The 23,868-nt window shown below is 56.8% G+C and carries 20 protein-coding genes; 7 read left to right on the top strand and 13 right to left on the bottom strand.

All coding sequences use genetic code 11. The annotated features are described in order from the left end of the window. Positions 1-102 precede the first annotated feature (102 nt). From AABB29_RS08320 to AABB29_RS08310, 3 genes are read left to right on the top strand one after another with little or no spacing between them, the layout of a single operon-like run. Positions 103-1,005, top strand: coding sequence for a glycosyltransferase (locus AABB29_RS08320; RefSeq protein ID WP_341367376.1), 903 nt, complete (start codon positions 103-105; stop codon positions 1,003-1,005). Further along, positions 992-2,275, top strand: a complete 1,284-nt coding sequence (locus tag AABB29_RS08315; protein WP_373636871.1) for a glycosyltransferase family 4 protein — start codon at positions 992-994, stop codon at positions 2,273-2,275. The genes AABB29_RS08320 and AABB29_RS08315 overlap by 14 nt, the downstream gene beginning before the upstream one ends. After that, complete coding sequence (locus AABB29_RS08310) at positions 2,272-4,287, top strand: hypothetical protein (RefSeq protein ID WP_341367378.1); 2,016 nt, start codon at positions 2,272-2,274, stop codon at positions 4,285-4,287. Before AABB29_RS08315 ends, AABB29_RS08310 begins: the two co-directional genes overlap by 4 nt. Here the strand turns inward: AABB29_RS08310 and AABB29_RS08305 are convergent. From AABB29_RS08305 to AABB29_RS08280, 6 genes are all read right to left on the bottom strand, one after another. After that, positions 4,273-4,956, bottom strand: a complete 684-nt coding sequence (locus tag AABB29_RS08305) for a 4'-phosphopantetheinyl transferase superfamily protein (protein WP_341367379.1) — start codon at positions 4,954-4,956, stop codon at positions 4,273-4,275. The genes AABB29_RS08310 and AABB29_RS08305 overlap by 15 nt on opposite strands. A gap of 3 nt (positions 4,957-4,959) precedes the next feature. Further along, complete coding sequence (locus tag AABB29_RS08300; protein ID WP_341367380.1) at positions 4,960-6,138, bottom strand: glycosyltransferase; 1,179 nt, start codon at positions 6,136-6,138, stop codon at positions 4,960-4,962. 4 nt (positions 6,139-6,142) lie between these two features. Further along, the gene (locus AABB29_RS08295) at positions 6,143-8,386 is read right to left on the bottom strand and encodes a polysaccharide biosynthesis tyrosine autokinase (RefSeq protein WP_341367381.1); all 2,244 of its coding nucleotides are present in this window, start codon (positions 8,384-8,386) and stop codon (positions 6,143-6,145) included. Then, entirely contained in the window at positions 8,383-9,621 is a 1,239-nt protein-coding gene (locus tag AABB29_RS08290; RefSeq protein ID WP_373636870.1) for a polysaccharide biosynthesis/export family protein, read from the bottom strand. The genes AABB29_RS08295 and AABB29_RS08290 overlap by 4 nt, the downstream gene beginning before the upstream one ends. A 451-nt stretch (positions 9,622-10,072) precedes the next feature. Next, positions 10,073-11,179, bottom strand: a complete 1,107-nt coding sequence (locus AABB29_RS08285; RefSeq protein ID WP_341367383.1) for a class I SAM-dependent RNA methyltransferase — start codon at positions 11,177-11,179, stop codon at positions 10,073-10,075. A gap of 42 nt (positions 11,180-11,221) precedes the next feature. Beyond that, complete coding sequence (locus AABB29_RS08280; RefSeq protein WP_341367384.1) at positions 11,222-12,940, bottom strand: hypothetical protein; 1,719 nt, start codon at positions 12,938-12,940, stop codon at positions 11,222-11,224. 4 nt (positions 12,941-12,944) lie between these two features. Here AABB29_RS08280 and AABB29_RS08275 point away from each other — a divergent pair, with 4 nt between their 5' ends. After that, positions 12,945-13,346, top strand: a complete 402-nt coding sequence (locus AABB29_RS08275; protein WP_341367385.1) for a CAP domain-containing protein — start codon at positions 12,945-12,947, stop codon at positions 13,344-13,346. 38 nt (positions 13,347-13,384) lie between these two features. Here AABB29_RS08275 and AABB29_RS08270 read toward each other — a convergent pair whose 3' ends face one another. Beyond that, positions 13,385-14,167 carry a methyltransferase domain-containing protein gene (locus AABB29_RS08270; protein WP_341367386.1) on the bottom strand — a complete coding sequence of 261 codons (783 nt, stop codon included), beginning with the start codon at positions 14,165-14,167 and terminating at the stop codon, positions 13,385-13,387. A gap of 64 nt (positions 14,168-14,231) precedes the next feature. Here AABB29_RS08270 and gloB point away from each other — a divergent pair, with 64 nt between their 5' ends. Beyond that, the gene (gene gloB, locus AABB29_RS08265) at positions 14,232-15,005 is read left to right on the top strand and encodes a hydroxyacylglutathione hydrolase (protein WP_341367387.1); all 774 of its coding nucleotides are present in this window, start codon (positions 14,232-14,234) and stop codon (positions 15,003-15,005) included. Positions 15,006-15,185: 180 nt separating this feature from the next. Next, the gene (clpA, locus tag AABB29_RS08260) at positions 15,186-17,513 is read left to right on the top strand and encodes an ATP-dependent Clp protease ATP-binding subunit ClpA (RefSeq protein ID WP_341367388.1); all 2,328 of its coding nucleotides are present in this window, start codon (positions 15,186-15,188) and stop codon (positions 17,511-17,513) included. A gap of 150 nt (positions 17,514-17,663) precedes the next feature. Here the strand turns inward: clpA and AABB29_RS08255 are convergent, their stop codons facing one another. From AABB29_RS08255 to AABB29_RS08230, 6 genes are all read right to left on the bottom strand, one after another. Continuing rightward, positions 17,664-19,349 carry a peptidoglycan -binding protein gene (locus tag AABB29_RS08255; protein WP_341367389.1) on the bottom strand — a complete coding sequence of 562 codons (1,686 nt, stop codon included), beginning with the start codon at positions 19,347-19,349 and terminating at the stop codon, positions 17,664-17,666. Positions 19,350-19,352: 3 nt separating this feature from the next. After that, positions 19,353-20,438 (bottom strand): biopolymer transporter ExbB, encoded by a 1,086-nt coding sequence (locus AABB29_RS08250; protein WP_341369113.1) that lies wholly within the window; start codon positions 20,436-20,438, stop codon positions 19,353-19,355. Positions 20,439-20,593: 155 nt separating this feature from the next. Further along, positions 20,594-21,124, bottom strand: a complete 531-nt coding sequence (locus AABB29_RS08245) for a gamma-glutamylcyclotransferase (RefSeq protein WP_341367390.1) — start codon at positions 21,122-21,124, stop codon at positions 20,594-20,596. A 73-nt stretch (positions 21,125-21,197) separates the two neighbouring features. Beyond that, on the bottom strand, positions 21,198-21,986 hold the full coding sequence (locus tag AABB29_RS08240; protein WP_341367391.1) for a PA2778 family cysteine peptidase: 789 nt from the start codon (positions 21,984-21,986) through the stop codon (positions 21,198-21,200). A 32-nt stretch (positions 21,987-22,018) separates the two neighbouring features. Next, entirely contained in the window at positions 22,019-22,420 is a 402-nt protein-coding gene (locus AABB29_RS08235; protein ID WP_341367392.1) for a PA2779 family protein, read from the bottom strand. Positions 22,421-22,887: 467 nt separating this feature from the next. Further along, the gene (locus AABB29_RS08230) at positions 22,888-23,154 is read right to left on the bottom strand and encodes a YggT family protein (RefSeq protein WP_341367393.1); all 267 of its coding nucleotides are present in this window, start codon (positions 23,152-23,154) and stop codon (positions 22,888-22,890) included. 133 nt (positions 23,155-23,287) lie between these two features. Here AABB29_RS08230 and AABB29_RS08225 point away from each other — a divergent pair, with 133 nt between their 5' ends. Then, on the top strand, positions 23,288-23,833 hold the full coding sequence (locus tag AABB29_RS08225; protein WP_341367394.1) for an acyl-CoA thioesterase: 546 nt from the start codon (positions 23,288-23,290) through the stop codon (positions 23,831-23,833). Positions 23,834-23,868 lie beyond the last annotated feature (35 nt).

Below are 23,868 nucleotides of genomic sequence, written 5' to 3'. Positions count from 1 at the left end.
CGTATTTTGGTGCTCAGATTGTGTTGTTAGACCAATGATTTTTCTTTGTTTGGCAGGTCGTGCCGCTTTGCTCTTACCCTCGCAAAACCGGAGGGGCGTTTGATGAAAATAACCGTTGCGATTGTGACAACGGGCCGGCCCGCCACCCTTGAAGAGGCTGTCCGAGACCTCAAACGTCAAACCCGGTCGCCCGACCGCATTATTGTGTCTGCCGCCAGCGCAAATGATGTGGGCCGCACCCGTGCCAGCGGTATGCATCCCCCGATTGATATCCTAATCGGCCCCAAAGGGCTTACCGTTCAACGCAATGCTGTCCTTGATGCCCTTGAGGACGAGGATGTCATCCTTTTTCTTGACGATGATTTCATCATGGCGCCAGATTTTCTGGACAAGCTGGATGCCGCATTCCAGCAAAATTCCGATATCGCCGTGATGACCGGCAATGTCATTGCCGACGGGATCAAAAACGCAGGCCTCGCGCCAAAAGAAGCACGACGCCTGCTGGCCCGCGCGGCGTTAAAGGCGCCAGATCCCGATATTGTTGACGTACATAACGGGTATGGTTGCAATATGGCTTTCCGCTGTGCTCCAATCCGTGAAAACAACTTGCGGTTCGACGAACGCCTTCCGCTTTACGGCTGGCTGGAAGATGTCGATTTTTCGCGCCAAGTCGCGGCTTATGGGCGCTGCGTCAAAGCCATGGCCCTGATTGGGGTTCATTTGGGCACCAAGGGTGGCCGCACCAGTGGTCGCAAACTGGGATATTCCCAGGTTGCCAATCCGCTTTATCTGATTGGGCGCAAGTCGATGCGCCCGTCCCATGCGCTGGGAATGATCAGCCGGAATGTTGCGGCCAACCTCGCAAAATCCTTTTGGCCCGAGCCTTGGGTTGACCGCCGCGGGCGGCTTTTGGGGAACCTGCGGGCTTTCGGTGATTTGATCCGCGGGCGGCTTCGCCCCGAGGGCGTGTTCAACATGGACACAGGTTCCAATGGCACGCCCTGACCGGGTTGTCATTTTAAATGATTTCTCGTCGACCAAAGGGGGGGCGGGCTATCTTGCTGATGCGCTGGCGCGGGCCATCGGGGCCAAAGGCACAGCGGTGACATTCATCGCAGGAGATAGCGGGACGGCGGAACCGGCGGGCAGCGTTGAGCGCATCGCGCTTGACGGGGCACCGCTGCTGGATGGACGCGCGTCAAAGGCAGCCATGCGGGGTCTATACAACCGTGCGGCCGCTGCCAAATTGCGCGCTTGGATCGCGCAGAATGACACGCCGCGCACGGTTTACCATCTGCATAATTGGTCCAATATCTTATCGCCCTCTGTTTTCGATGCGCTGGCCCCGGTGGCAGCGCGCTGTGTCATCCATGCGCATGACTTCTTTCTGGCCTGCCCAAACGGCGCTTATCTGGACTACCCGCGCAACGCGGTGTGCACACGCCGCCCGCTATCGATGGGCTGTATCGCCACCCAATGTGACAAACGGGCCTATGCCCATAAGCTTTGGCGTACAGCGCGGCAAAAAGTACTATTCTCAAAGCTTGCGCCGCATCTGAAAGCCGCGACATTTGTCATGATCAATCCAGCCATGCGCCCATGGCTAAACCGCGCAATTCAGCCTGCGCATATTACCACAATCGCAAACCCGGTCACCCCATTTGGCCCGATCACCCAAGCACCAGAGGCGCAAAAAGGGATTGCCCATATCGGGCAGGTTCAACGGCTCAAAGGGGTCCACGATCTGGCCGAAGCAGGACGCCGCGTGGGTGCCGCCATTTCCTTTTTCGGGGATGGTGAAGATCTGGACGCCCTGCGCATCGCATATCCCGAACACCATTGGCACGGCCACACCCCGCGCGACGAAATCGCCCGCCATCTGATGCAAATGCGCGCCGCCGTTGTTGGGAGCCAAAGCCCCGAGCCTTTTTGCCTGGCCGCCTATGAAAGCGTCGCAACCGGCCTGCCGCTGATCCTGTCAGATGCTATTCTTGCAGCGGATGATTTAATGCAACAAGGCGTCGCAACAGGGTTTCATGCTGGCGATGTGGATGATCTGACGCGGACACTGGCCCGCATTCTGGAAGATGATGCACTGGTCGCGCAGCTTGGTGCCGCGGCCCGTGCTAAGGGGCAGACGCTAGGGCATGCATTGCCGGAATGGGCCGACGCGCACAATCGTCTTTACGAAAGGATCATCACGGGTGCGGCAATGCAGCTGCCAGATGCTGTCCCAGCGGCACCCAAGCCGCGCTTTGCAGGACAGCACCGATGATCTCGCGGCGTGGCTTGGCAGGATTGGCCGGAACGGCTGCTGTGACGCTGGGCGCGGTATTTGCCCGGCAGGGCCAGGCGCAAACAACGGCTCTTGCCGATTTGGCTGATCTGGAAACCAGCCCAGCCACCAACAGCCCAATCCACATTCCCGGCCAAGGCTGGTTCGAAAGCAAGACCGCAAACGGGCTGGCCGATGGCGTGGTCCAGATCGAAGGCCCCGACGGGCAGTATTGGACGCGGATGGATTTCAGCGGCGCACTGAAACCTGCATGGTTTTCACAAGCCAGCGACCGGGATGATGATGCGCTCGCGATCCAACGCGCGCTCGACCATGCGGCGCGGTTTGGTCCTTTCGCGATTGATCTGGAAAACAAGCGCCATCGCTGCCTGACCCCGCTTACGATTGATCCAACCCGCATGGCATTGCGCGGGGCGGGCGCTGTCCTTGATTTCTCAGCGATCCCGGAACCGGTACGACATGATCCGATTTTCCAGCTGGATGACATTGCGCTGACCCAAGGGTGGGAACGCACGAATGGCGTCCTTTCTACTAGCAATGATGCGCAAGCGCGCCCTTTGATCCATGATCTGCAATTGCCCGAGGAAGGCCGCTATCGCCTGTCGCTAACAGTTGATGCGGTGACCGGTGATGCGGATTTTCCAAACGTCAAAGTGTCACTGTCAGACCGTTCCACAGCGACCCCCGCCAGCATCACCGCGATTGCTTCAGGCGATCACGATCTTGAGCTTTGGGGGCCGGTCCCCAATGCGCAGCTGACCATCGAAACCAACGCCGATATCCGCATCAGCGCCCTTCAAATCGCCTTCCACGGCCAGCGCGAATGCGTGCTCATCGCCTCAAATGAGGACAGCCCGCAATATGGCCACAAGTGGATGGAAGGGATTGAGATCGTCGGCCCGGGTCTGGGCACTTTGCGCCACGGGATACGCTTTGAAACAGGCGCCGAGGCGCGATCTTCGCGTTTGATATTGCGGGATGTAACAGTGCGGAATTTTCATACCGGCCTGATGTTTTCACACCGGGCCTATCTGATCAATGCGACCGGGCTGCGCTGCGCCTGCGAAAAAGCGGGCCTGCACTTTCTGGGCGGTCTGCGCGATGCTGGTGAGTTGATTTCGCTTTATGCCAGTGTCATTGACGGCGGAGAGATCGCCATATTGAACAATGATGCCGAAGTGGCATTGTTTGGCACTGCAATTGATTTTGTTGATCAGGTTTTCGTCGGCTCGGGGCGTCTGCTTTTGCACGGCTGCCATCTTGAGGTGAACCGCCCAAAAGCCTCTGACAAACCCCTGATCGATCTTGGGCAGGGCGATGTGACATTAAACGGCGGTTCATTCACGGTAACCGGTGCCGATTTTGACGCTGGTAATCAATGCCAACACATCTTTTTGCTTCGCTCGCGGGCGGCGACGGCGTCGATGCGCGACGTCACCACTTATAACTTGCGCAGCCAAAGTGGCGCATTGGCCGGCGGTTTGGGGCGGCTGGATACTGCATTGATACGCGGGCGGCGCCCCCGGCATATGGCGCCGATCGTCCAGTTTGATCCGCAACGCAATTTGCTGGGAACGGTCCCTTTGGATTTGCGCACAAGCAATGGGGCAGCGGGTACGTTCAACCGGTTCCCAACCGATGTGACAACCTTCAAGGCTTCACCCGCCTACCGGCATATCTGGCTTTTTGGTGTGGCCCGCCCCGGCGCCGAGCTTGGCGTTTTCTTTCGCTTGCGCAGTGAAACACCCGGAACGATCCTTGCCTCAGTTCAGGCGGTCAAAGGCGACACGCGGCAGGTGATCGGTGATATTTGGCCCGTACCTGCAACAACCGATTGGACGCGTTATTTGAATAATACGGCCAACACCCATCCTGCATCCCCCGGTGACGGGCGCATGCCAGAGGGGTTTGATGAGGTGGCTTTGATGCTGGATCTGACCGAGATTGAAGGCACTGTGGAATTTGCAGATTTCTTTCTAAGCCCGGTTTGAAAAGCGGTGCGCCGCCGGAACATCGCTGCGCCAATTCAACGTCACTTGCTGCGCCCCTGCCCGCACCGCCAAGGCCCCCGCAATGCCTGGCGCTGGGGCAACATCAAAAAGCTGCCACGCCGCAGCGTCCCCGGGCGCGCATGTCAGCAATTTCGGGTCTTCATTCGGCCCCAAAGTCACTGTGAAGCTGGACAAATCCGTCGCAAGCCCCGTTCCCATCGCCTTCAAGTATGCCTCTTTCCGGGTCCAACAGCGGTAGAATGCAGGCACCTGGCCGGGTTCAGGCAAAGCCAGCAATGCGCGCAGTTCTTCTGGTGCAAAATGTGCTTTGGCGACAGCCATCTCGATAGGCGCGATCGCTTCGATATCAACGCCCAAGACAACATCCTGCGCAACAGCCAGCAAAGCCTGATCGCCCGTATGACTTAGGTTGAACGCAATGCCATCGACGCCGGGCCGCCCATGGGAACCATAGCCAAATCGGATATCAGCGGCGGGTTGGTCCAGATACTGGCTGAGGATTGCCCGCAACCGCGCGCGGCCCGCGACATAGCGGTCCCGATCACGTGCAAAGACAAAACGGTTGGCACGCGCCTGCTCATCCGCCGACAGGCTTCCCGCGTCGGGTTTATCTAGCGGAAAGGACCACAGATCGATTGGCAGGCCCATCCGTCACATCGCGCTTTGGCGGGTGAGCTGACGCGCGCGCACCGCATCAATCACAGCAGAGAGCTCCTTGCGGAACCGCGCCGCCCCAAAGCCATGCGCGTGTTTGGCAATCAACTGCGGATCAAACGCATCCCGTTCTGCGTCAAATGCCAAGACGGCCTCGCGCAGCGCATCTACGGATTGTTCTGCAAAAAAGCGCCCCGTCACGCCGTCCTTGATCGAATCCAATGCACCGCCACGGCCATATGCGATGACAGGCGTGCCGCAGGCCATTGCCTCAACCGGGACGATGCCGAAATCCTCTTCTGCGGGGAAAACAAGGGCGCGCGCCCCGCGATACAGATCAGCAAGCGCTGCATCATCAACGCGGCCCAGCATCTCAACATTGGATGGCGCGCTGCGCGATAGCGCCGCGAACTCTGCCCCCTGCCCGACGACTTTCAGCGGCAAATCCAGACCGCGAAATGCCTCCATCGCAATATCTGCCCGCTTATAGGCCACCAATTGTGACACAAACAGATAGTAATCACGCGGCCGTTCCGGTGCGAGACGGTATTTTTCAAGATCAACAGGCGGGTGCACCACGCTTGCGTCGCGCCCCCAGGCGCGGTGAATGCGTCCGGCGATAAAACGGGAATTGGCGACAAAATGATCGACCCGCGCCGCTGACGTAACATCCCAGGTCCGCAGCCGGTGGGCCAAACGCGAAAAGTAATAGCGTTTCAGCGGACCCAACCCCGCGCGGTAAGCTGGATAATGGTCCCAGATATAACGCATGGGCGAATGGCAATAGCACAAATGCGTGGCGTCCGGCGATGCCACAACGCCCTTTGCCGGGCCCGACTCAGAGGACAAGACCAGATCATAGGCGCTTAAATCCAGCTCTTCCAACGCGCGCGGCATCAACGATAAGTATTTTTGATAATGCCGTTTGGCCCCCGGCAGCTTCGCGATCGATGTCTGGGTAATCGGACGACTGGCCAAAAGCGGGCTGATCTGATCGGGATCGACAACATGTGTGAAAATATCTGCATCGGGATAAAGACGCAGCATTTCTTCCAGCACACGTTCACCGCCGCGCATACCCACCAACCAGTAGTGAACCAAAGCCACCCGTTTTGGCGGTGGCAATACCGTTTGTGCGGCCAGATCGCTTGGGTCTGTTTGGCGAAGATGCTCCATCAGGTCAGGCCTCAATCTCAACCGGGCGTTCAGCGCGCGGCGCAGTTGAGGATGATGTGGCCTTACCCATCGTATGGGACAGAACGGTGCCGATAACGGTGCCGCCGGCGCTTTCCAGCGCCGCAATCGCTGAAACAACATCCGTCCGGCGCGATGCCGCGCTGCGGGCCACGACAACAACAGCATCCGTCGCACTGGCCAAAATCGTCGTATCCGCCTGCCCCAGCGTCGGCGGGGCGTCGATCAGAACGATATCGTAAAGCCCACTGAGTTCGGCCATCAAGGTTCTGAATTTCGGGGCCGAGAGCATATCCGCCGCGCTGCCCTTTTGCTGCCGAGCAGGCACCAAGGATAGTTGCGGTTCGACATTCTCCAACATGATCTCTTCCAAACTGGCGGCCCCGTAAAGGTAACCCGCCACGCCCGTGTTGGTTGGTCTGATATTCAAAAGCTTGTGCTGCGATGGATTGCGAAAATCAGCGTCGACGATGGCAACCCGCTGGCCCAGCGCGGACAGTACGCGGCCAAGCCCCAGCACCGTGGTGGAACATCCTGCACCGCGTTCGGCAGATGTCAGCATCACCACATGCGGCCCCGGCCCATCAAGCGCCCGCAGCAAACCAAAACGCAAAAGCCGCAGCCCCTCACCATAGCCGGACACGCCGGTCCCACCCAATTGGGCCAATTGCCAAGCAGCCCCGCGCCTGCCGATCTTGCGCGTGCGGGGTAAAGTGCTGAGCACTGGCATCCGGGTCGCACGGGTCAGTTCCGGCGCGGTCAACACGCTTTGACTGACGGCTTCGCGGATCACCACCAAAGCAACACCCAGGATTGCCCCCAGAAACAGCGAAACCGCCAGTATCAGTTTGGTGCGCGGCCGTGCGGGTGACAGGGCAGGCACGGCCTCGGTGATGACACGCGCATCGGGGCGTTGAAATTCAAGCTGCTGCGTCGTTTCCTGAAAGCGGGACAGAAAGCTTTCATACACCTGCCGCATCGCATTGGCCGACCGTTCCAACTGGCTAAGCCGGACCGAGGCACGCGAAAGATCGATCAGCCGCAGTTGGGCATTTTCAATGTCTTCTTGGATTGCCTGTTCACGGCCACGCGCCTGTTCCAGCCCGGCTTCCAGCGCATCCACCCCAGCGCGGATCGCAACAACACGGTCCCGGGCCAGATCCTGCAGCGCCAGATCCAAGGCAAGCATATCGGGGTGCTGGGGACCCAGGCGGGTAGCCAGTTGCGCGCGGCCGCGTTCCAGTTCGGCCATCTCAGCATCAAGACTGGTCAGGCGCGGTGTCTGCAAGGCAGCAGCCGCAGCGATCAGGCCGTCTTCGGCCATAAGACGGCGTACATTTTGCAGCCGCACTTCAGCGGCGGCCCGTTCATTGCGCCCCGTGACAATCGCACGGTTCATCGCCGCGAGCTGCTCATTCACACTATTTCGGTCGCCGCCTTCTTCCAGCACCTGCCGTGCTTGAAATTCGACCACATCGTCTTCGGCAGCATGCAGCTGCGTCTCAAGTTCAACCAAACGGCGGTCGAGCCAATCAATCGCCCTTTGGGTCGCAGCCAGTTTGGTATTCAACTGATCATCGATATATTGCTCGGCCACGGCATTGGCGATCTTTGCAGCAATGTCCGGATCATGGGCCCGCATTGAAATCGAAATGACGTAAGAAATCCCGCTTTGCACGACAACCAGGTTGCGCCGCACCTGCCAGATCACCAGCGTACGGGCATCTTCCGGGCTTAGACCTTGTGCGATATCGGTTTCGGGCAGCGGCTCGGGCGGTTCGACGCCAATACCAATACGCGACAGTTGCAGCGTGACAAAATCAGATGCGCGGGTCACCAGCCCGGGCTGCGCTGTTTCATAAGGATTAAAATCGGGGTGATTAACCAGGTCGAGCTTATCGACCACCTCCCCCAACAGCACATTTGACCGAAGAACCGCGATTTCACCTGCGACGACAGAATTGGTTACGTTCAGGTCGGACACGACCTGTTCAATCCCGACGACGCGTTCCTGGCGCGTGTTCAGCAGGACTTCGACATAGGAATAATAACTCGGGCGCACCGTCTTTAGACTGGCTGCTGCGATAAATCCTGCAATCAGAATGCAGGCCAGGATGAGCCACTTGTTGCGCCGCAAAGCGCCCAACAGATTGCGCAGTTCAATACCATCACTGTCCCCATCAAGGCTGCGCTGGTTGCCTGCCGGTCCTGTTGCCGTGTGAAAGGTCATGGATGCACCTGTGCAAGCGGTGTTTCAGCCTGTTCAAGACGCACAATCAAAACATCCCCGGGTGAAAGGGCGTCGGTTGCCAGGGCAGAGACGGTTTGGACCGCCCCCCCAGTGCCACGCCGACGGATCAAGTACGATATCATCTGCGCGTCCTCGGCATTTGTGCGGACAGACCAGTTATCAAGCACATCAATCCGATCCAGTACCGCATCGCGCGCCCCGCGCAATTGCGCCGTGCGCACCGCCGCATCCGCCAATGCCAATCGCCACGTTTGCCGCCGCTGATAATCCAGCTCAAGCTGCTGACGCTCAAGGGAAATCAGCTGCAACCTGGCCGCGGCGACATTAGTGCGCAGCCGCAGCAGATCAGTCTTTTCATCGGCCACCTGACGCAGCAGTTGGGCGCGCACAGGTGCCGGAACCAATCCGCGTTCAACAAGATCCGCGTTATTGTCAAGCTCTTCATCATATGACGTGATCTGGACCTCTTGCGCGGCGATTTGTTCTTCGGTCAGGTCTATTTGCATCCGTGCATCCGAAACAGCGCGCACCAGCAGATCATTTTCGGATTGGAAATAGGCCAGTTCGGCCGCAATAATCGCATTGTCCTGATCGACCAACGTGTCAACCAAACGCATATCTGGGGCATCTAAAGCCCCAAGCGCAACTGCGCTGCGATCAATCGCTTGCCCGTCTGCCAGTTGCGTATTCAGGCGGGCGGTTGCGACCGCTTCACGCATCATCTCACCCTCAATCCGGGCAAGTTCACCGAACAACGTTGCGCGCTGCATCGCGCGCCCTTCTTCACTTTGGCCATTGCGGACGATCCCGCCAGCCAGCCCAACCGCTTGCTCAACCGTCACGAAGGCCCGAAAATCATAAAACCCAGGCTCTTGCACATCGCCAAGCACCGATAGCGGGCGCATCGCAACAAATGACAGCTCAAGCTGCGGGGAAAGGAATATCTCACGCGTGACATATGTTTCGGCGATCAACTGCCGCGCGGCGTCAATGTCAGAACCAGCAACAGCAACCGCCCCAACATAAGGAAGCTGAACAGCCCCATCATCGCCAACCTCAAGAACATAAGGGTCCGCGTCATCATCCAAAAAATCGACCTGCAATTCATCGCCAACAGCGATCAAAGGTGAGGCCGCAAGGGGTGCCGCGCTTAGCGCCACCGCCACCACATGCCCCGCAAAAGACTGCAAAAAGCGTCGTAAAAGACCAACCATGGACACACCACTCATCGTAATAGGAATCAAAATGCATAGATCAATTGCAAAAGGTTAACACTACTGCGGTGCAAAATCCAATTTGGCGTTAACGAAATGACGGCATGTTGCATCGACACGCCAATCGGCGCTCTGCGCAAGTCGCAGTCGGGCAACCGCTTTGGCACCGGTGCGTGTCATGGAAAGGCTAGGGTCAGGACCCATTCATCTTGCACCGTCAGCGGCGATTTCACGAAATATCAGTGGTTTGCGGCGTGCGGCCATAGTTGATCTACGGTCAAGCGGCGCAGGCCGCTGAGATGAAGTGAAATCGTCGCCCTGCGGGTTTGCCGGATTTTCTCTCTGACCTGCGGCACATCTGCTTGAAATAGAACCACTATTCCTGCGCCGATGCTTCTTGTCAGAGAAAAAATCTGGTAAACTGACGGTGTAAGATGAATGGGTCCTGACCCTAAAGTAGGTCCGTCTGAAACAGCCAGACCTTCAACCCACCATGCGGGATGGGCGGCCCCTTGGGTTTGAACGGCAGGCCTGTCGCCTTGGCCAACCCCGGATCGCTGGTCACAAGACCCACGCGCCAGCCTTGAAAGCGCTCTTGCATGGTTTTGCCCAGCGTCGCGTAAAGCCCAAACAGCATCTTTTGATTGCCAATCCGGGCGCCATAGGGGGGATTACACATCACCAAACCGGGGGGACCGACGGGCCGGTTGATATCTGCAGCCGAGAGATTTTCGAAGCGGATGAAATCGGCCACACCAGCGCGGCTCGCATTATCGGTACTCATACGGACCGCGCCCGGATCACGGTCACTTCCGAAAAAAGACTGAGGCGGGACAACAGGTGCGGATTGCGTACAAAGCGCGTCCCATTGCGCCGCGTCAAAATTGGCGAAATGCTGAAATGCAAAGGTACGGCTACGCCCAGGGTGCAGGCCCGCTGCCCATTCGGCAGCTTCAATCAAAAACGTGCCCGAGCCGCACATCGGGTCCAGCACAGGTTCTGTTCCATCATAGCCGCATGCGCGCAACATCAACGCGGCAAGGGTTTCCCGGATCGGAGCCTTGCCAACGGCCTCTTTATGGCCGCGTTTGTGCAGACTCTCGCCAGAGCTATCAAGGCTGATCGTCACCCGGTTGTCATCAATACGAACCTTGAGCGAGACAGGCGCGTCCGGCGCAATCTGATAGCCATTGGCCTTTAGCGCATTTTCAATCCGCTGCGTGGCCGCGCCCGCATGATAAATTTTGGATTTGCGCGAGGTACTGACATCAACGCGCAAGGGGATATCGGTACGCAACAACGTGGCCCAAGGGAATTTACGGGCGCGTTTATCCAACTGGGCCAGATGAAAGGCCATAAAACTGCCTATCCGGGCCAGGACACGGGTCGCGCCGCGCATCTGCAAATTCGCGCGCCAGACATCCGGCCATGTCCCCGAAAAGATAACGCCAGCTTGGGTCAGCTTGGCGCCCACAAAGCCGTTCTGGTGCGCCTCTTCAAGCAAGGCGCTTTCCAGCCCAGGGGTGGCAACCATGAATATTTCAAATGGTTCACTCATCCGGGGTGCATAGGCGGTCCTGGCCCCTTCGGACAAGCCCAATCACAGGTTTGAGCCAATGCCAAAGCTTAGCTGTATCGTGGTGCTATCGACGAAATCCACGTCCGAATCTGTCTTGGCTGCGCTCAAGGATATGCTGGGTGAAAATCCAAAATAGGAATACTCCCGCAGCAGCGCCGACACATTCACTGAACCGAAGACGTCCCTTCGGCCATCAAATGTCGTGGTGAATTCATCAAATGTCCGGATGCCAAGCTCTGCGCTCGCTGACCATTGCGCATCCAGGAAAAGATTTCCAAAAGCATAATCAACACTGGTGCTGTATTCGAGAAAAGACGTCTCTGGCCCCGCAATGTTGTCTCGGTGAAACACAGTCCATTGCAACAAGTCATCATTCGAAAACGATTTACTGTAGCTCACACTGAAATCGTTGATTTCAGCCGCCAAAATACCTGGCACGACTCCGTCCTGAAGCCGCGAAACAGCCGTAAATGAAAGCAGATCATCTGTGCCGATCGGGATCAGTTGGCCCACCTTGAAATCCCGATACCGCACGACGGGCACGCCAGCTTGCCAAAATTCGCCGAGATGTATGGAAAATTGGGTTGGGCCGAGGGGACTCAGCTGCGCCTGTCGCTGCTCTAAGGCGAACTCTGTCAGGAATGAGGAAAAATCACTGGCTTTAAGATCTTGGACAATTTCTACCGGCGATGAGGCCAGAGTATCTTTGGCCTCTCGGGACAGAATGACAGACCGGCCAAATACAAGCGCCCGCAATGTTGTGATCTGCGTATCGGTCTCCGACAACCGATAAGATAGTCTTGCCAGCCCAGAGTATGAGGCGCCCGGAAGTGCAATATCATTCTCCGATAGGATCAACGTTGCGGCACAGGTGCCGTCAAGGTTTTCAAAGCACAATTCATCATTATCGGAACCACCATTCACATTGTCAGTTGGCGAAAGAGTGAAATTATAGCTCATGCTCAGCGGGTTTGCCTCACGGGCGCGCTGAAACAGCCGCACAACCTGCTCCGCGTCCTGTTCTGATTGCAGGTGGTTTGTGGCCCGGCGCAGCCAAATTTCGGCGCGTGCATACTGCGCGGCCCTGAAATGCGCATTCCCTGCAAGTCGGGCTGACTGCAATAACCCCTGTTCATCGCTACCAACCTTGTAAGCCTCACCCGCAACACGCGCAGACTGCCGGTATCGTTCAAGATCAGAAAGTGCGAGAGCCTGGAGGAACAATGCCGCAAAACTATTTGGCCGTGCAGCCAATATCTGGTCCGTCAAAACAATCGTGCGTTCTGGATCATCATTGACCAGCGCGTCCTCAGCCTGCCTTTGCCAAGTCATCAGTGTTTCAATTGTCGGCAGCGGATTTTCTTGTTGCGCCGAACCAGGTTCAGCAAAAAAACCGAGAAACACCATTATGGCAACACCGCTGAACCACCTACGCATCGTCATGTCCGATCTGTTTTTGCCATGCCCAGATGGATAGCTGCATTTCCAGTCGCGACAAGCCCCAACCACTTGAAAACCCTCACCACATGCAAAGACCGATGAGGTCGGCGGATAATCGCTTTTACTGCGGTATATCGATTTTTTTGATTTCGCTCCGGTCTTTGTCCCACTAGCCATTGTTCTCGGGGCTTGGAGAAAACGTATGAAAACACCTATCGCAATTTTGAGTATTTTGGCACTGTCTGCTTGTATGGGAAGTGGTGATGACGGGGAAGATCTGACCCCCACAACACCAAGCACGACTATGAATTCCGAATTTGGCGCAGGGCTAAATGCGCTCCGTATGCAAAATGGGGCGAACGATGTATTTTATGATGCAACCGTTGGCCGTGCTGCGCAAATTCATGCTAATGATATGTACACCAACGACCATCTAAGCATATTCTTGGGCGATGATCCGACAGCATTTGATATGGGCGATACTCTCGCGCAAACGCTCGGTATGGATTGGAACGAGATCGGGCAATACATCGCAAAAGGCGACTACGACACCGACACCGTCCTGACCGAATGGGAAACAAATGGCAGCCAAGGCGATGGCGACAATGCTGATAAGCTAACCTTTACTAACATGGATTTGTTTGGGATCGCGAAGGCGGGATCTGGTACAGATTCGCGCTGGGTATTGCTGCTGGTGGACAACTAGGGATTGGCTTCCCTAATGAACCGTTATTGGGGATGGTGTCACGACGAAACCGGACGCCTTGAACTTGTCCGCGCCGTCTCAGGTTTCGGCGCGGCCTGACCTATACCTTCCAGCGCGCGAAGCGGCCTTTTGACCGCTTCGCCAAGCCCCGGACGCGTTGGTGCGGCCATTTGCTTACTCACTTCAATGATCAAGACACCACCCGCCGCAACCATTGGAATGTTGTGCCCCACACGCTCAAGAAAACCGGCTGATTTACGCCAAATGCGCCGCCCCGACGGCGGCTGATAAAGCGTCGACATTGTCCGTTCCGTCACGAACTGGTGCTTGCGCAACTGCGCCTCAAGCTGACTAAGTGAATAGGGCCGCCCATATCCAAACGGCGTTGCGTCCGAGCGCGACCAAAGCCCTGCCCGATTGGGCACAACAAACACAGCCCGCCCGCCGGGGCCAAGCACCCGCCATGCCTCATCCAGCAGGGCCGAGGGTTGCTCGGTCGTCTCAAGCCCATGCAGCACGACCAGCTTATCCACATGCCCTGTTTCAATCGGCCATAGGGTGTCTTCGCATAAGACGCTGACGTTTTTGCCCTCGGGCGGCCAGGGCATCACCCCCTGCGGACCAGGCATCAGGCTGATCACACGCCGCGCATCACCCAGAAACGGACGCAGTAGCGGCGCGGCAAAGCCAAAGCCCACGACCATCTGGCCTTTTGCCTCGGGCCAGAGCGTTGTCAGCTCATCCCGGATCACCTTTTGCGCGGCCCGCCCAAGCGCGCTGCGATAGTAGAAATTTCGCAGATCAAGCACATCAAGATGCATTGAGCTTTCCGGACCTTTTCGCCAAGCTGTTGGGGCAATCATAGCAACAGAAAGTGACAATGCCATGGTCAACACGCCCCCTGTCGAATTGGTCACCATCCCCTGCTTGTCAGACAACTATGCATATCTGCTGCATAATCCGGATACGGACGAAACAGCACTTATCGATGCGCCTGAGGCCGCGCCGATTGCAAAGGTACTTTCAGACCGTGGCTGGGCGCTATCTGACATTCTGATCACGCACCACCACCCCGATCATATCGACGGGGTCGCGGCGCTACGACCCGGGGCGCGGGTTATCGGGGCAAAAGCGGATGCCCATCGGCTGCCGCCGCTTGATCTTGAGGTCCGCGAAGGCGATCAACTGACAGTTTGCGGCCTCTCTACCGATGTGATCGATGTCTCCGGGCACACGATCGGGCATATCGCCTTCCATATGCCGGGCGCCGGATACGCGTTTACGGCCGATAGCCTAATGGCCATGGGATGTGGACGGTTATTCGAAGGGACCCCGGCCCAGATGTGGGCCAGCTTGTGTAAACTGCGTGCGTTACCGGAAAACACGATGATTTGTTCGGGGCACGAATATACGGCGGCAAATGCGCGCTTTGCCGCATCCCTTGACGGGGCAAATCCTGACCTTATCTTGCGTATCAAGGGAATTGAAACAGCACGTGCCGCTGGCCAGCCAACAGTTCCCTCCTCTTTGCAAGAAGAGAAGCGCACAAACCCATTTTTGCGTGCTGATGTCCCGGACTTCAAAGCTGTCATGGGTATGCAAGATGCGTCCGATGTGGACGTTTTCGCAAAGGTGCGTGCGCTAAAAGACAAATTTTGACCACGATATTGTGTGATCATGGTGAAAAGCACATCAAAACCGGCGCATCAGACGATTTGTGATGCGGAAACGGAAAAAAGTCCTTGAAGGTTGCGTGAGAAAACCAAACCTTAAGGATAAGAGGCCACGGTTGGCGGGTGATTGAAACTTGCCGACCCCCGATATGAAGGAGCACGCGGCGTGCCATCATTTTCGACAACACTCGAGCAATCCATTCACGGGGCGCTTGCACTAGCAAACGAACGAAAGCATGAGCTGGCAACGCTGGAACATTTGCTGCTTTCGCTGATTGACGAACCCGATGCAGCACGTGTCTTGCGGGCCTGTTCGGTGAATCTCGACGATTTGCGCAAGGATTTGGACGAATTCATTGAGGATGATCTGTCGACATTGATCACCGATGTCGAAGGGTCCGAAGCCGTGCCAACCGCCGCATTCCAACGTGTCATCCAACGCGCTGCGATCCATGTCCAATCCTCTGGCCGCAGTGAAGTAACCGGCGCAAACGTGCTTGTCGCCATCTTTGCGGAACGTGAAAGCAACGCAGCCTATTTCCTGCAGGAACAGGAAATGACCCGCTATGACGCGGTGAATTTCATCGCCCATGGTGTCGCAAAAGATCCTGCCTTTGGCGAACAGCGCCCTGTGACAGGTTCGCCTGACGAAGGCGAAACCGTCTCAGTTGGTACTGATGGCGAAGAAAAAGAAAGCGCGCTGGCAAAATACTGCGTCGACCTGAATGAAAAGGCCACCAAAGGCGACGTTGATCCGCTGATCGGTCGCGCACATGAGGTTGAACGCTGCATTCAGGTGCTGTGCCGCCGCCGCAAGAACAACCCGCTTTTGGTGGGTGATCCTGGCGTGGGCAAAACAGCGATTGCTGAGGGGTTGGCGTTTAAAATCGTGAATGGCGAAACACCCGACGTGCTTTCAAAGGCAACGATTTATTCGCTTGATATGGGCGCTTTGCTGGCCGGCACACGCTATCGCGGCGATTTTGAAGAACGGCTGAAAGCTGTGATGACCGAAATGGAAGGGCATCCAGACGCCGTGCTGTTTATCGATGAAATTCACACAGTGATCGGGGCTGGCGCAACATCAGGCGGGGCAATGGATGCGTCCAACTTGCTAAAGCCCGCGCTGCAAGGCGGGAAACTGCGCTGCATGGGTTCAACAACCTATAAAGAGTTCCGTCAGCATTTTGAAAAAGACCGCGCGCTCAGCCGTCGTTTCCAGAAAATCGACGTCACTGAACCTTCGGTGCCGGACGCGATCAAAATCCTGCAAGGCTTGAAGCCATATTTTGAAGAGCATCACAGCATCAAATATACGGCTGATGCGATCAAAACGGCTGTTGAGCTGTCCGCGCGTTACATCAACGATCGGAAGCTGCCAGACAAAGCCATCGACGTCATTGATGAGGCAGGGGCGGCCCAGCATCTGGTTGCGGAAAGCAAACGGCGCAAGACGATTGGCGCGAAAGAAATTGAAAACGTGGTTGCAAAAATCGCGCGCATTCCGCCTAAGAATGTCTCAAAAGACGATGCCGAGGTTCTCAAAGACCTCGAAAAGACGCTCAAACGCGTGGTGTTCGGCCAAGACAAGGCGATCGAGGCGCTGTCGTCTGCAATCAAGCTGGCGCGCGCCGGTCTGCGCGAGCCTGAAAAGCCCATCGGCAACTACCTGTTTGCGGGGCCGACCGGCGTCGGGAAAACCGAAGTCGCCAAGCAACTGGCCAGCACGCTGGGCGTTGAACTGCTTCGCTTCGACATGTCCGAATACATGGAAAAGCACGCCGTCTCGCGTCTGATCGGTGCGCCTCCGGGCTATGTCGGCTTTGATCAGGGCGGCATGCTGACAGATGGTGTCGATCAGAACCCGCATTGCGTGTTGTTGCTGGACGAAATGGAAAAGGCGCATCCGGATGTCTACAACATCCTGCTGCAGGTCATGGATCACGGGAAACTGACCGACCATAATGGCCGGACCACCGATTTCCGGAATGTGATCATCATCATGACTTCGAATGCAGGCGCCGCCGAAATGTCCAAGAACGCATTGGGCTTTGGTCGTGACAGCCGCGAGGGCGAAGATACAGCCGCGATAGAACGGACATTCACACCTGAATTCCGCAATCGTCTGGATGCTGTGATCAGCTTCGGCGCACTGCCGAAACCGGTGATCATGCAAGTTGTCGAAAAATTCGTTCTGCAACTTGAAGCACAGCTGATCGACCGCAACGTGCATATCGAACTGACATCCGCAGCTGCGGATTGGCTGGCCGAACGGGGTTATGATGAGAAGATGGGCGCGCGGCCGCTTGGACGCGTCATCCAGGAACACATCAAGAAACCGCTGGCAGAAGAACTGCTATTCGGCAAGCTGGTGAAAGGCGGGATCGTCAAAGTGGGCGTGAAGAAGGGCGAGCTTGAGTTGAAATACGAAGCCCCCGCCCAGGGCCGTCTGACCGATAAAGGGGATAAGCCACCGCTTTTGACCGCGGACTGATCCCTATAGCGTTTCGACTTTAGCTGGAGGCATCGCCAATCGCGTTTGAGCCGCAGGCGAAAGGCAGCGAATGGTGATCCAAATTTAAGTCGAAACGCTTTAAGCCACGCAAAAAACAAAACCCGTCCTCATCATGAGGGCGGGTTTTTTCTAACGCTCGGTCAGCTTCAGCTCAATCCGGCGGTTTTGCGCACGCGCTTCGGGCGTATTGTCGGGGTTAATCGGCTGGAATTCCCCGAACCCATTGGCCGCCAATCGGGTTTGATCAAAGCCCAAGTCCTCAGACATAAAGCGCACAACAGACAGGGCCCGCGCCTGGCTCAGTTCCCAGTTATCGGCAAAACGGCCATTGCGATTTACCGGAATATTGTCGGTATGTCCGTCAACGCGGATGATCCAATCGATGCCAGCGGGAATATCGGTTGCGATGCCCTGCAGCAGATCGGCAATACTGGCGATTTCGGCCTCACCTAGAGGTGACAAGGTCGCGCTGCCCGGCTGGAACAGCACCTCAGAGGCAAAGATAAAGCGGTCGCCCTCGATCCGCACCCGGTCCTGCCCCTCCAGGACCTGCCGCAGCTGACCAAAGAAATCTGACCGGAAACGCGCCAAATCCTCGGCCTCTGCGGCCAAACGGGCCGCCTCTTCCTCAAGTCTGATCCGTTCGGCCTCTTCCAAAGCGCGGCGCTGCCGTTCCTCTGACACAACGCGGGCCAGCGCCGTATTCAGCTGCGCCCCAAGCGTTTCGATTTGCACCTGCGCTTCGCGATCGGATTCTTCGGCGAGGTTCAGAAGGGACTGCAAATTGCCAACCTGGGTCCGCAATTCGGTGATCTGCTCGTTCAGCAAAGCCACCTGACGCTGGCTTTCAGCCGACAACGCCTGCTCTGCGGCCAATTCTTCGTTTGCAAGCGCCAACAGATTTGCTTGACGGGCAGCTTCACTATCCTGATTGCTTTGATCGCCTTGCAGGCGCGCAACCTCGGCGCGGGCCTGTGCCAGTTGCGCGGCCAGATCATCATTCTGACCTGCAAGTGACGCGCGCAATTGATCCAGCTCAGCCTGCGCTGTCCGGGCAGCAGCCAATAGCGTCAAAGTCTCTTCGGCCTCTCGGCGCTGCTGCTCAAGGTTCAGCGTCATCGCGGTCAGTTCAGTATCTGCATTCGCCAGCCGTTCACGCAAGGCTTCGGCGGCGGCTGCATCAGTCAGCTGGTTGGTTTCCAGCTCGGTCAAACGGGCGGCATTTTCGGCGTTTTCAGTTTCCAGATCGGCGACCAATGCCTCAAGCGCTGTACGGCGCGCAGCGGCCAAACGGGCGGCCTCAACCCCGGCGTCAATCTCGGTCCGGGCCTGGGCGAGCGCGAGGTTCAGCGCCTCTTGCTCGGTCAGCAGATCATCCTGCGCGGCTTCCAGATCGGCCACACTGGCCAACGCATCGTCGCGTTCGGTCAGCAATCCTGCAACCTGCGCTTCAAATTCCGTGATCTGACTTTGCGCATCGGACAGGGCCTGATCCTGCACCTCGCGTTCGGCAATCAACGCTGCAATGCGCCCGGATTGACGCTCAGCCTCTTCATTTGCGGCCTCAAGGTTGGACGCCAGACTGGCGCTGCGATCACGCTCAATGCCCAGTGTCGCGGCAAGGCTTGCCACCTCATCGGTCAGCGCGTTTAGCTCGCTTTCCTGCCCGGTGATGGTTTCGCGCAACACAAACTGGATAACCATAAAGATGGTCAGCACGAACATCAGAACCAACAAAAGACCGGTCATCGCATCGACAAAGCCCGGCCAAATGGCATTCTGGAACCTGTTGGAAGACCTGCGGCTCAGCGCCATGGATCAGCCTCTGCCCTTAACGGCATCGGCCAAAGCGGCCAGATCGCCCCGCAAATCACCAATGCTTTCCTGACGGCCTGCGGACATTTCTTCAAGAATGCGCAGCAATTGGACATCGATTGACCGCAGACGCATGCGGCTTTCGGCGTCAATGCCTTCCATGCCGCTCTCATCAAGCTTCTGGATAAGCATATCTTGCCCTTCGGCCACCCGTTTGAGCAGCTCAGCGCTTTGACTATCACCGCCGCCGTTTTGTGTCATCTGCTCGACAGCTGCGGCAAGGCTGGCAAATCGGCGGTCGTTTTCTTCGCGATCCGCATCCGTTTGGCCCATCATCATCTGTATGGTGTCCATCAGCTCGCCCAGCTGATCAACAAACGCGCCGACAACGCCCATATCAGCACTGCCGCTTTCTTCGCCGTCCAGCCCAACCCGGGTGATCGTGGAAAGCCATTCTTCCAATTCGCGGTAGAACCGGTTCTGGCCATGCCCCGCAAATAGTTCAAGCAGGCCCACAATCAGCGAACCGGCAAGCCCCAAAAGCGAGCTGGAAAAGGCCGTGCCCATCCCACCAAGCTGGGATTCCAGCCCCGATTGCAAGCGTGCAAAAATGTCCGCCCCCGATTCCCCTTCGCCCGTATTCAACGACCGGATCGTTTCAACAAGGGCAGGCACCGTGGTCGCCAACCCATAAAACGTACCCAAAAGACCAAGGAAAATCAGCACATTGCCGATGTAACGCGTGATTTCGCGATCTTCATCAATCCGCTGCGCAACCGAATCCAGGATAGACCGACCCGAAGTCGAAGACACCTGCGTGCGCGCGCCCCGCGACCTTAGCAGTGTTGCCAATGGTGCCAGCAATGACGGTGCCGCGCTATATGAATGCCCGCCCGCATCCCGGGCAAAGCGTTCGATCCAGCGCACCGATTTGATCAGCAGGAAAACCTGATTGATACAGGACAGCACCCCCAAAACGAAAACCGCAAGGATCACACCGTTCAGATAGGGGTTGGATTTATAAATCGCCGTGATCTGGTCAAATCCCAGATAAAACCCGGCCCCGACCAGCCCCAAGACTGTCAGCATGAACAGAATTTGGCGGATTGGCTGCGAAAATTGCGGCTGCGCCTTAGAGTCCCGTTTGTTCGACAAAGGAGCGAGTCCTCATATTGTGTTTAACCCATCCCCCGATAGCACCATATAGCGGCCTGTGCACAAACCCAAATAAAATCAGCCTTGATCTATGTTGCCGTCAAAGCACGCACCCGTTGAACCAGCCAAGTCATGTCATCATCCTTGATCCCCAATGCGGTCAGGTGATCGGCTGTGTTGTATAGGTATTCGGTATTGGGCCCGCGCCCACCAACCGCATGCGCGATCATCTGCGCCTGCTTTTCCAGATCAAACCGGCAATATTGCACGTGATCGGGGTCAATAATGTAGGCAAGGGCTGAAATCTCGTCACCGTCATCGGTGACAAGCGCAACAGTGTCTTCGTAATAGGCCGATGAAATCAGCTCGCGTTCGCGCAGCATGGTCAGCACGGCGTCTTCTTCATTCGCCGCAACTTCAAACGCAACCCCCGTACAGCGCGCGCCTTTTTGGGCATCCAGGGCCAGCACAAGGCCCGGGTCCTCCTCAGATCCGCGATGATGGATTGATAACATGCAAAAGCTGCGATGATAGTCGTGCAGACATGCCTTTACGGACCGCGCCGGTGTAAAGCCGGGGTTCCATAACAGTGACCCATATCCGAAGACCCAAAATGCCATGATGCGATCCTTTGTGCTGGCCTCCATAAACACCGGATCAGACCCAGCGAAAAGACCTAGGCGGCGCCCGGCGCTATAATTCGCTTTCAACCTGCGCGAGGTTCGCACGTATTTCCGGGATATCAGGTGCAATCGCGCGGGCCCGTAGCAAGGCCTGCCTTGCACCGCGCAAATCACCACCGCCATAGCGGGCGTTGGCGAGGCCAAACTGCCACAACCAATTCCCGGGCCACCGGGCTGCACCCGTTTGGTAAAGCGTCTCGGCACCGGTCCATTGCGCAACCCGCTCAAGCGCCGCAGCCGCCGACAAGATATCCGTTTGGCCGACACTTACAGGTAATTCATCAGGTGGCAAAACCACCAGCCCCCAGAAATCGCCGCGCCGCCATGTGCGTTCAAACGTGGCAAAGGGCAGAATCATCTGATTAAGCTGGCCTGAATTCAGATAGACCGCATCAGCATCGAAATCATACCCGGTCACAACGCCATAATGCCAAACCGGCGCAACCCCCAGGCCAAGGTTCTGGAACACAATCACCGGATGGCCCGCGTCGATCTCGCTTAGCAGCTGATCGAATGTATTGATCTCAACAGCCAACTGCCCAAGGCGCCGGCTACTACCAATCATGTCAGCCAGATACGTGCCCCCCGCACCGGGGTTAAAGGCAAGCTTAGCAACATCGGCTTGGCCGATATCCGACCCGGCCCATTGCATCACCATTGCAATGGATGTGGGACCGCAAAAAAAGGCCTCTTGCTGGATCAGGGGAACGCCCGATACCTGCGCCCGCGTCGGCAGATCAACCGAAAGCCGGGCATCTGGATCAAAGGCTGGCGCGCAGGCCGCAAGCCAGCCAATCATGGCCAGCCCTGCGAGCCTGCGAAATAGCCCGATTAACGGACGCAACGGGTAAAGTTAAAGACCCGCGTAAAGCAGAGCAGGTCAGTGACCAGCAGGATCACAAAGACCGTAAAGAGCGTGCCAACGATATCAGCACCAGCACTGTCATTTTCCATCTGGATCAGGATCGTGTTGATCTCGTCATCAGTCAAAGCTGCCAGGCGGGCCTCAGCCTCGGCTGGGTCGACGCCCATATCAATGATCTGATCGCGAATTTCGCCGCGCTGCAATTCATCCATCAGCATGTCGCGGTTAGCCATGGCGCTATATTTGTTGATCGCGGCGTCAGTGCCCAACATGTCCGCTTGTGCCACTGTCACGGCCTGTGTGGCCAAAACCAATTGCGCTGATACGGCAAGCACCACGCCTTTTTTGCTTAGGTTGAGAAAGCCCATCGATATATCCCTCATGTCTTGGTTACGGGGTGACGTAACCCAATACCCCTTCGCGTGAGTTTTCAGGAAATTTGCAGTTAGTGCAACCATTTGACGTCGCAACCACGACGGATTGCATATTTCCAATATCCGCCAAAGGTCGAAAGGCCGCACCAACCGGGCAGCCCTCCAAGCCATTTAGTGTCACTTGCTAGGCTCTACTCGCACACAACATAGGCAGAATCCGCGTCCAGCATAACGATGTAACACCCAACCGGTTGTGGCGTCACTATATCCGCGTCGGTTGTAGGGGCAGCGGGGGTAACAAGACTACTCATCAAGGAAAACGCAAATGTTAAGTTCAGCATGTCAAATCTCCTTCAATGCATGTGAAAAGAGTTAGACAGCGGCAAACATTGGAACAATTACCGGTTTCGGAGCACGGCGAAGTTTCGCCGATCATCTTGTTCACGCTATGGAAACAGCGATCAGCGGATCAGGTTGCCGATAATGATGATGATCAACAGCACAACCATAGGTGACAAATCCACGCCACCCAGATCAGGCATAAACCGTCTGACGCGGGAATAGACCGGCTCGAGGATGCGTTGCAGGGCATACCAAACCTGACCAACAAATTCCTGGCGAATGTTGAGCACCTCAAAACGGATCAGCCAGCTCATGATGAAATGGGCAATCACTAAAAAATACGCCACACTCAGGATTGGCGACAGGATATCGTTTACAAGTTCCATAACTAGCCCCTTTCGTCAGCTGGCTTTCACTTAGGTGTTTCATCGGGCGGGGACAAGTCCGCGTTGCCGTAAGGTCAAAGTTGACCTCCACGTCACCTCACGCAATTTGGCAAACAACCAGAGGGACGACCTGATGTATCCAATTGTACGTGTGATCAAGGAATTGCTGAAGGCGCGGCGCATGCCGCCATTGGGCCCGCTTGATACCCATGTGTCCGAACATCGGTGCTGGCCTCAGGATATCGATATCTACCTGGAAATGAACAACGGGCGGATCCTGACCATCCTTGATTTGGGGCGGACAGGCCTGGCCCGGCGGGCCGGGCTATTACGGGCCTTGTCCAAGAACCGCTGGGGGCTGACGATGGCGGGGTGTTCAGTACGCTATCGCAAACGCATCAGGCCCTTTGTCAAATTTCGTACGGTCAGCAAATGCGTCGGCTGGGATGAACGGTTCATGTATCTCGATCAATCGATCTGGATCGGCGATGAATGCGCGGTGCAGGTGCTGTATCGTTCAGCCGTGACAGACAAGAACGGGATCGTCCGGCCAGAGCGGCTGGTCGCCGCCATGGGGCTGCGCGATCCGTCGCCCGCATTGCCCGCTTGGGTGCAAAACTGGGTTGATGCGGACAAAGCCCGCCCATGGCCGCCCGTCGATGATGGGTCCACGCCGTAACGCAAGCCTTGCCACCCGCGCCCATATCGGTGTTG

Origin of the sequence: Yoonia sp. BS5-3, from assembly GCF_038069655.2 — a bacterium.
In the GTDB taxonomy this organism is placed as follows: domain Bacteria; phylum Pseudomonadota; class Alphaproteobacteria; order Rhodobacterales; family Rhodobacteraceae; genus Yoonia; species Yoonia phaeophyticola.
Note: the sequence above shows the minus strand (reverse complement) of the source record. Positions and strands in the feature narration are given on the sequence as shown.

What these genes read in the sequence shown, in the direction of transcription:
- AABB29_RS08295 (WP_341367381.1), bottom strand. Translation starts at nt 8,386, where the DNA reads ATGACCTTTCACACGGCAACAGGACCGGCAGGCAACCAGCGCAGCCTT.
- AABB29_RS08270 (WP_341367386.1), bottom strand. Translation starts at nt 14,167, where the DNA reads ATGCATCTTGATGTGCTTGATCTGCGAAATTTCTACTATCGCAGCGCG.
- gloB (WP_341367387.1), top strand. Translation starts at nt 14,232, where the DNA reads ATGGTCAACACGCCCCCTGTCGAATTGGTCACCATCCCCTGCTTGTCA.
- AABB29_RS08275 (WP_341367385.1), top strand. Translation starts at nt 12,945, where the DNA reads ATGAATTCCGAATTTGGCGCAGGGCTAAATGCGCTCCGTATGCAAAAT.
- AABB29_RS08240 (WP_341367391.1), bottom strand. Translation starts at nt 21,986, where the DNA reads ATGATTGGCTGGCTTGCGGCCTGCGCGCCAGCCTTTGATCCAGATGCC.
- AABB29_RS08315 (WP_373636871.1), top strand. Translation starts at nt 992, where the DNA reads ATGGCACGCCCTGACCGGGTTGTCATTTTAAATGATTTCTCGTCGACC.
- AABB29_RS08225 (WP_341367394.1), top strand. Translation starts at nt 23,288, where the DNA reads ATGTATCCAATTGTACGTGTGATCAAGGAATTGCTGAAGGCGCGGCGC.
- AABB29_RS08235 (WP_341367392.1), bottom strand. Translation starts at nt 22,420, where the DNA reads ATGGGCTTTCTCAACCTAAGCAAAAAAGGCGTGGTGCTTGCCGTATCA.
- AABB29_RS08320 (WP_341367376.1), top strand. Translation starts at nt 103, where the DNA reads ATGAAAATAACCGTTGCGATTGTGACAACGGGCCGGCCCGCCACCCTT.
- AABB29_RS08285 (WP_341367383.1), bottom strand. Translation starts at nt 11,179, where the DNA reads ATGAGTGAACCATTTGAAATATTCATGGTTGCCACCCCTGGGCTGGAA.
- AABB29_RS08230 (WP_341367393.1), bottom strand. Translation starts at nt 23,154, where the DNA reads ATGGAACTTGTAAACGATATCCTGTCGCCAATCCTGAGTGTGGCGTAT.
- AABB29_RS08245 (WP_341367390.1), bottom strand. Translation starts at nt 21,124, where the DNA reads ATGGCATTTTGGGTCTTCGGATATGGGTCACTGTTATGGAACCCCGGC.
- AABB29_RS08290 (WP_373636870.1), bottom strand. Translation starts at nt 9,621, where the DNA reads ATGGTTGGTCTTTTACGACGCTTTTTGCAGTCTTTTGCGGGGCATGTG.
- AABB29_RS08255 (WP_341367389.1), bottom strand. Translation starts at nt 19,349, where the DNA reads ATGGCGCTGAGCCGCAGGTCTTCCAACAGGTTCCAGAATGCCATTTGG.
- AABB29_RS08305 (WP_341367379.1), bottom strand. Translation starts at nt 4,956, where the DNA reads ATGGGCCTGCCAATCGATCTGTGGTCCTTTCCGCTAGATAAACCCGAC.
- AABB29_RS08300 (WP_341367380.1), bottom strand. Translation starts at nt 6,138, where the DNA reads ATGGAGCATCTTCGCCAAACAGACCCAAGCGATCTGGCCGCACAAACG.
- AABB29_RS08310 (WP_341367378.1), top strand. Translation starts at nt 2,272, where the DNA reads ATGATCTCGCGGCGTGGCTTGGCAGGATTGGCCGGAACGGCTGCTGTG.
- AABB29_RS08250 (WP_341369113.1), bottom strand. Translation starts at nt 20,438, where the DNA reads ATGCTGACAGTCTTGGGGCTGGTCGGGGCCGGGTTTTATCTGGGATTT.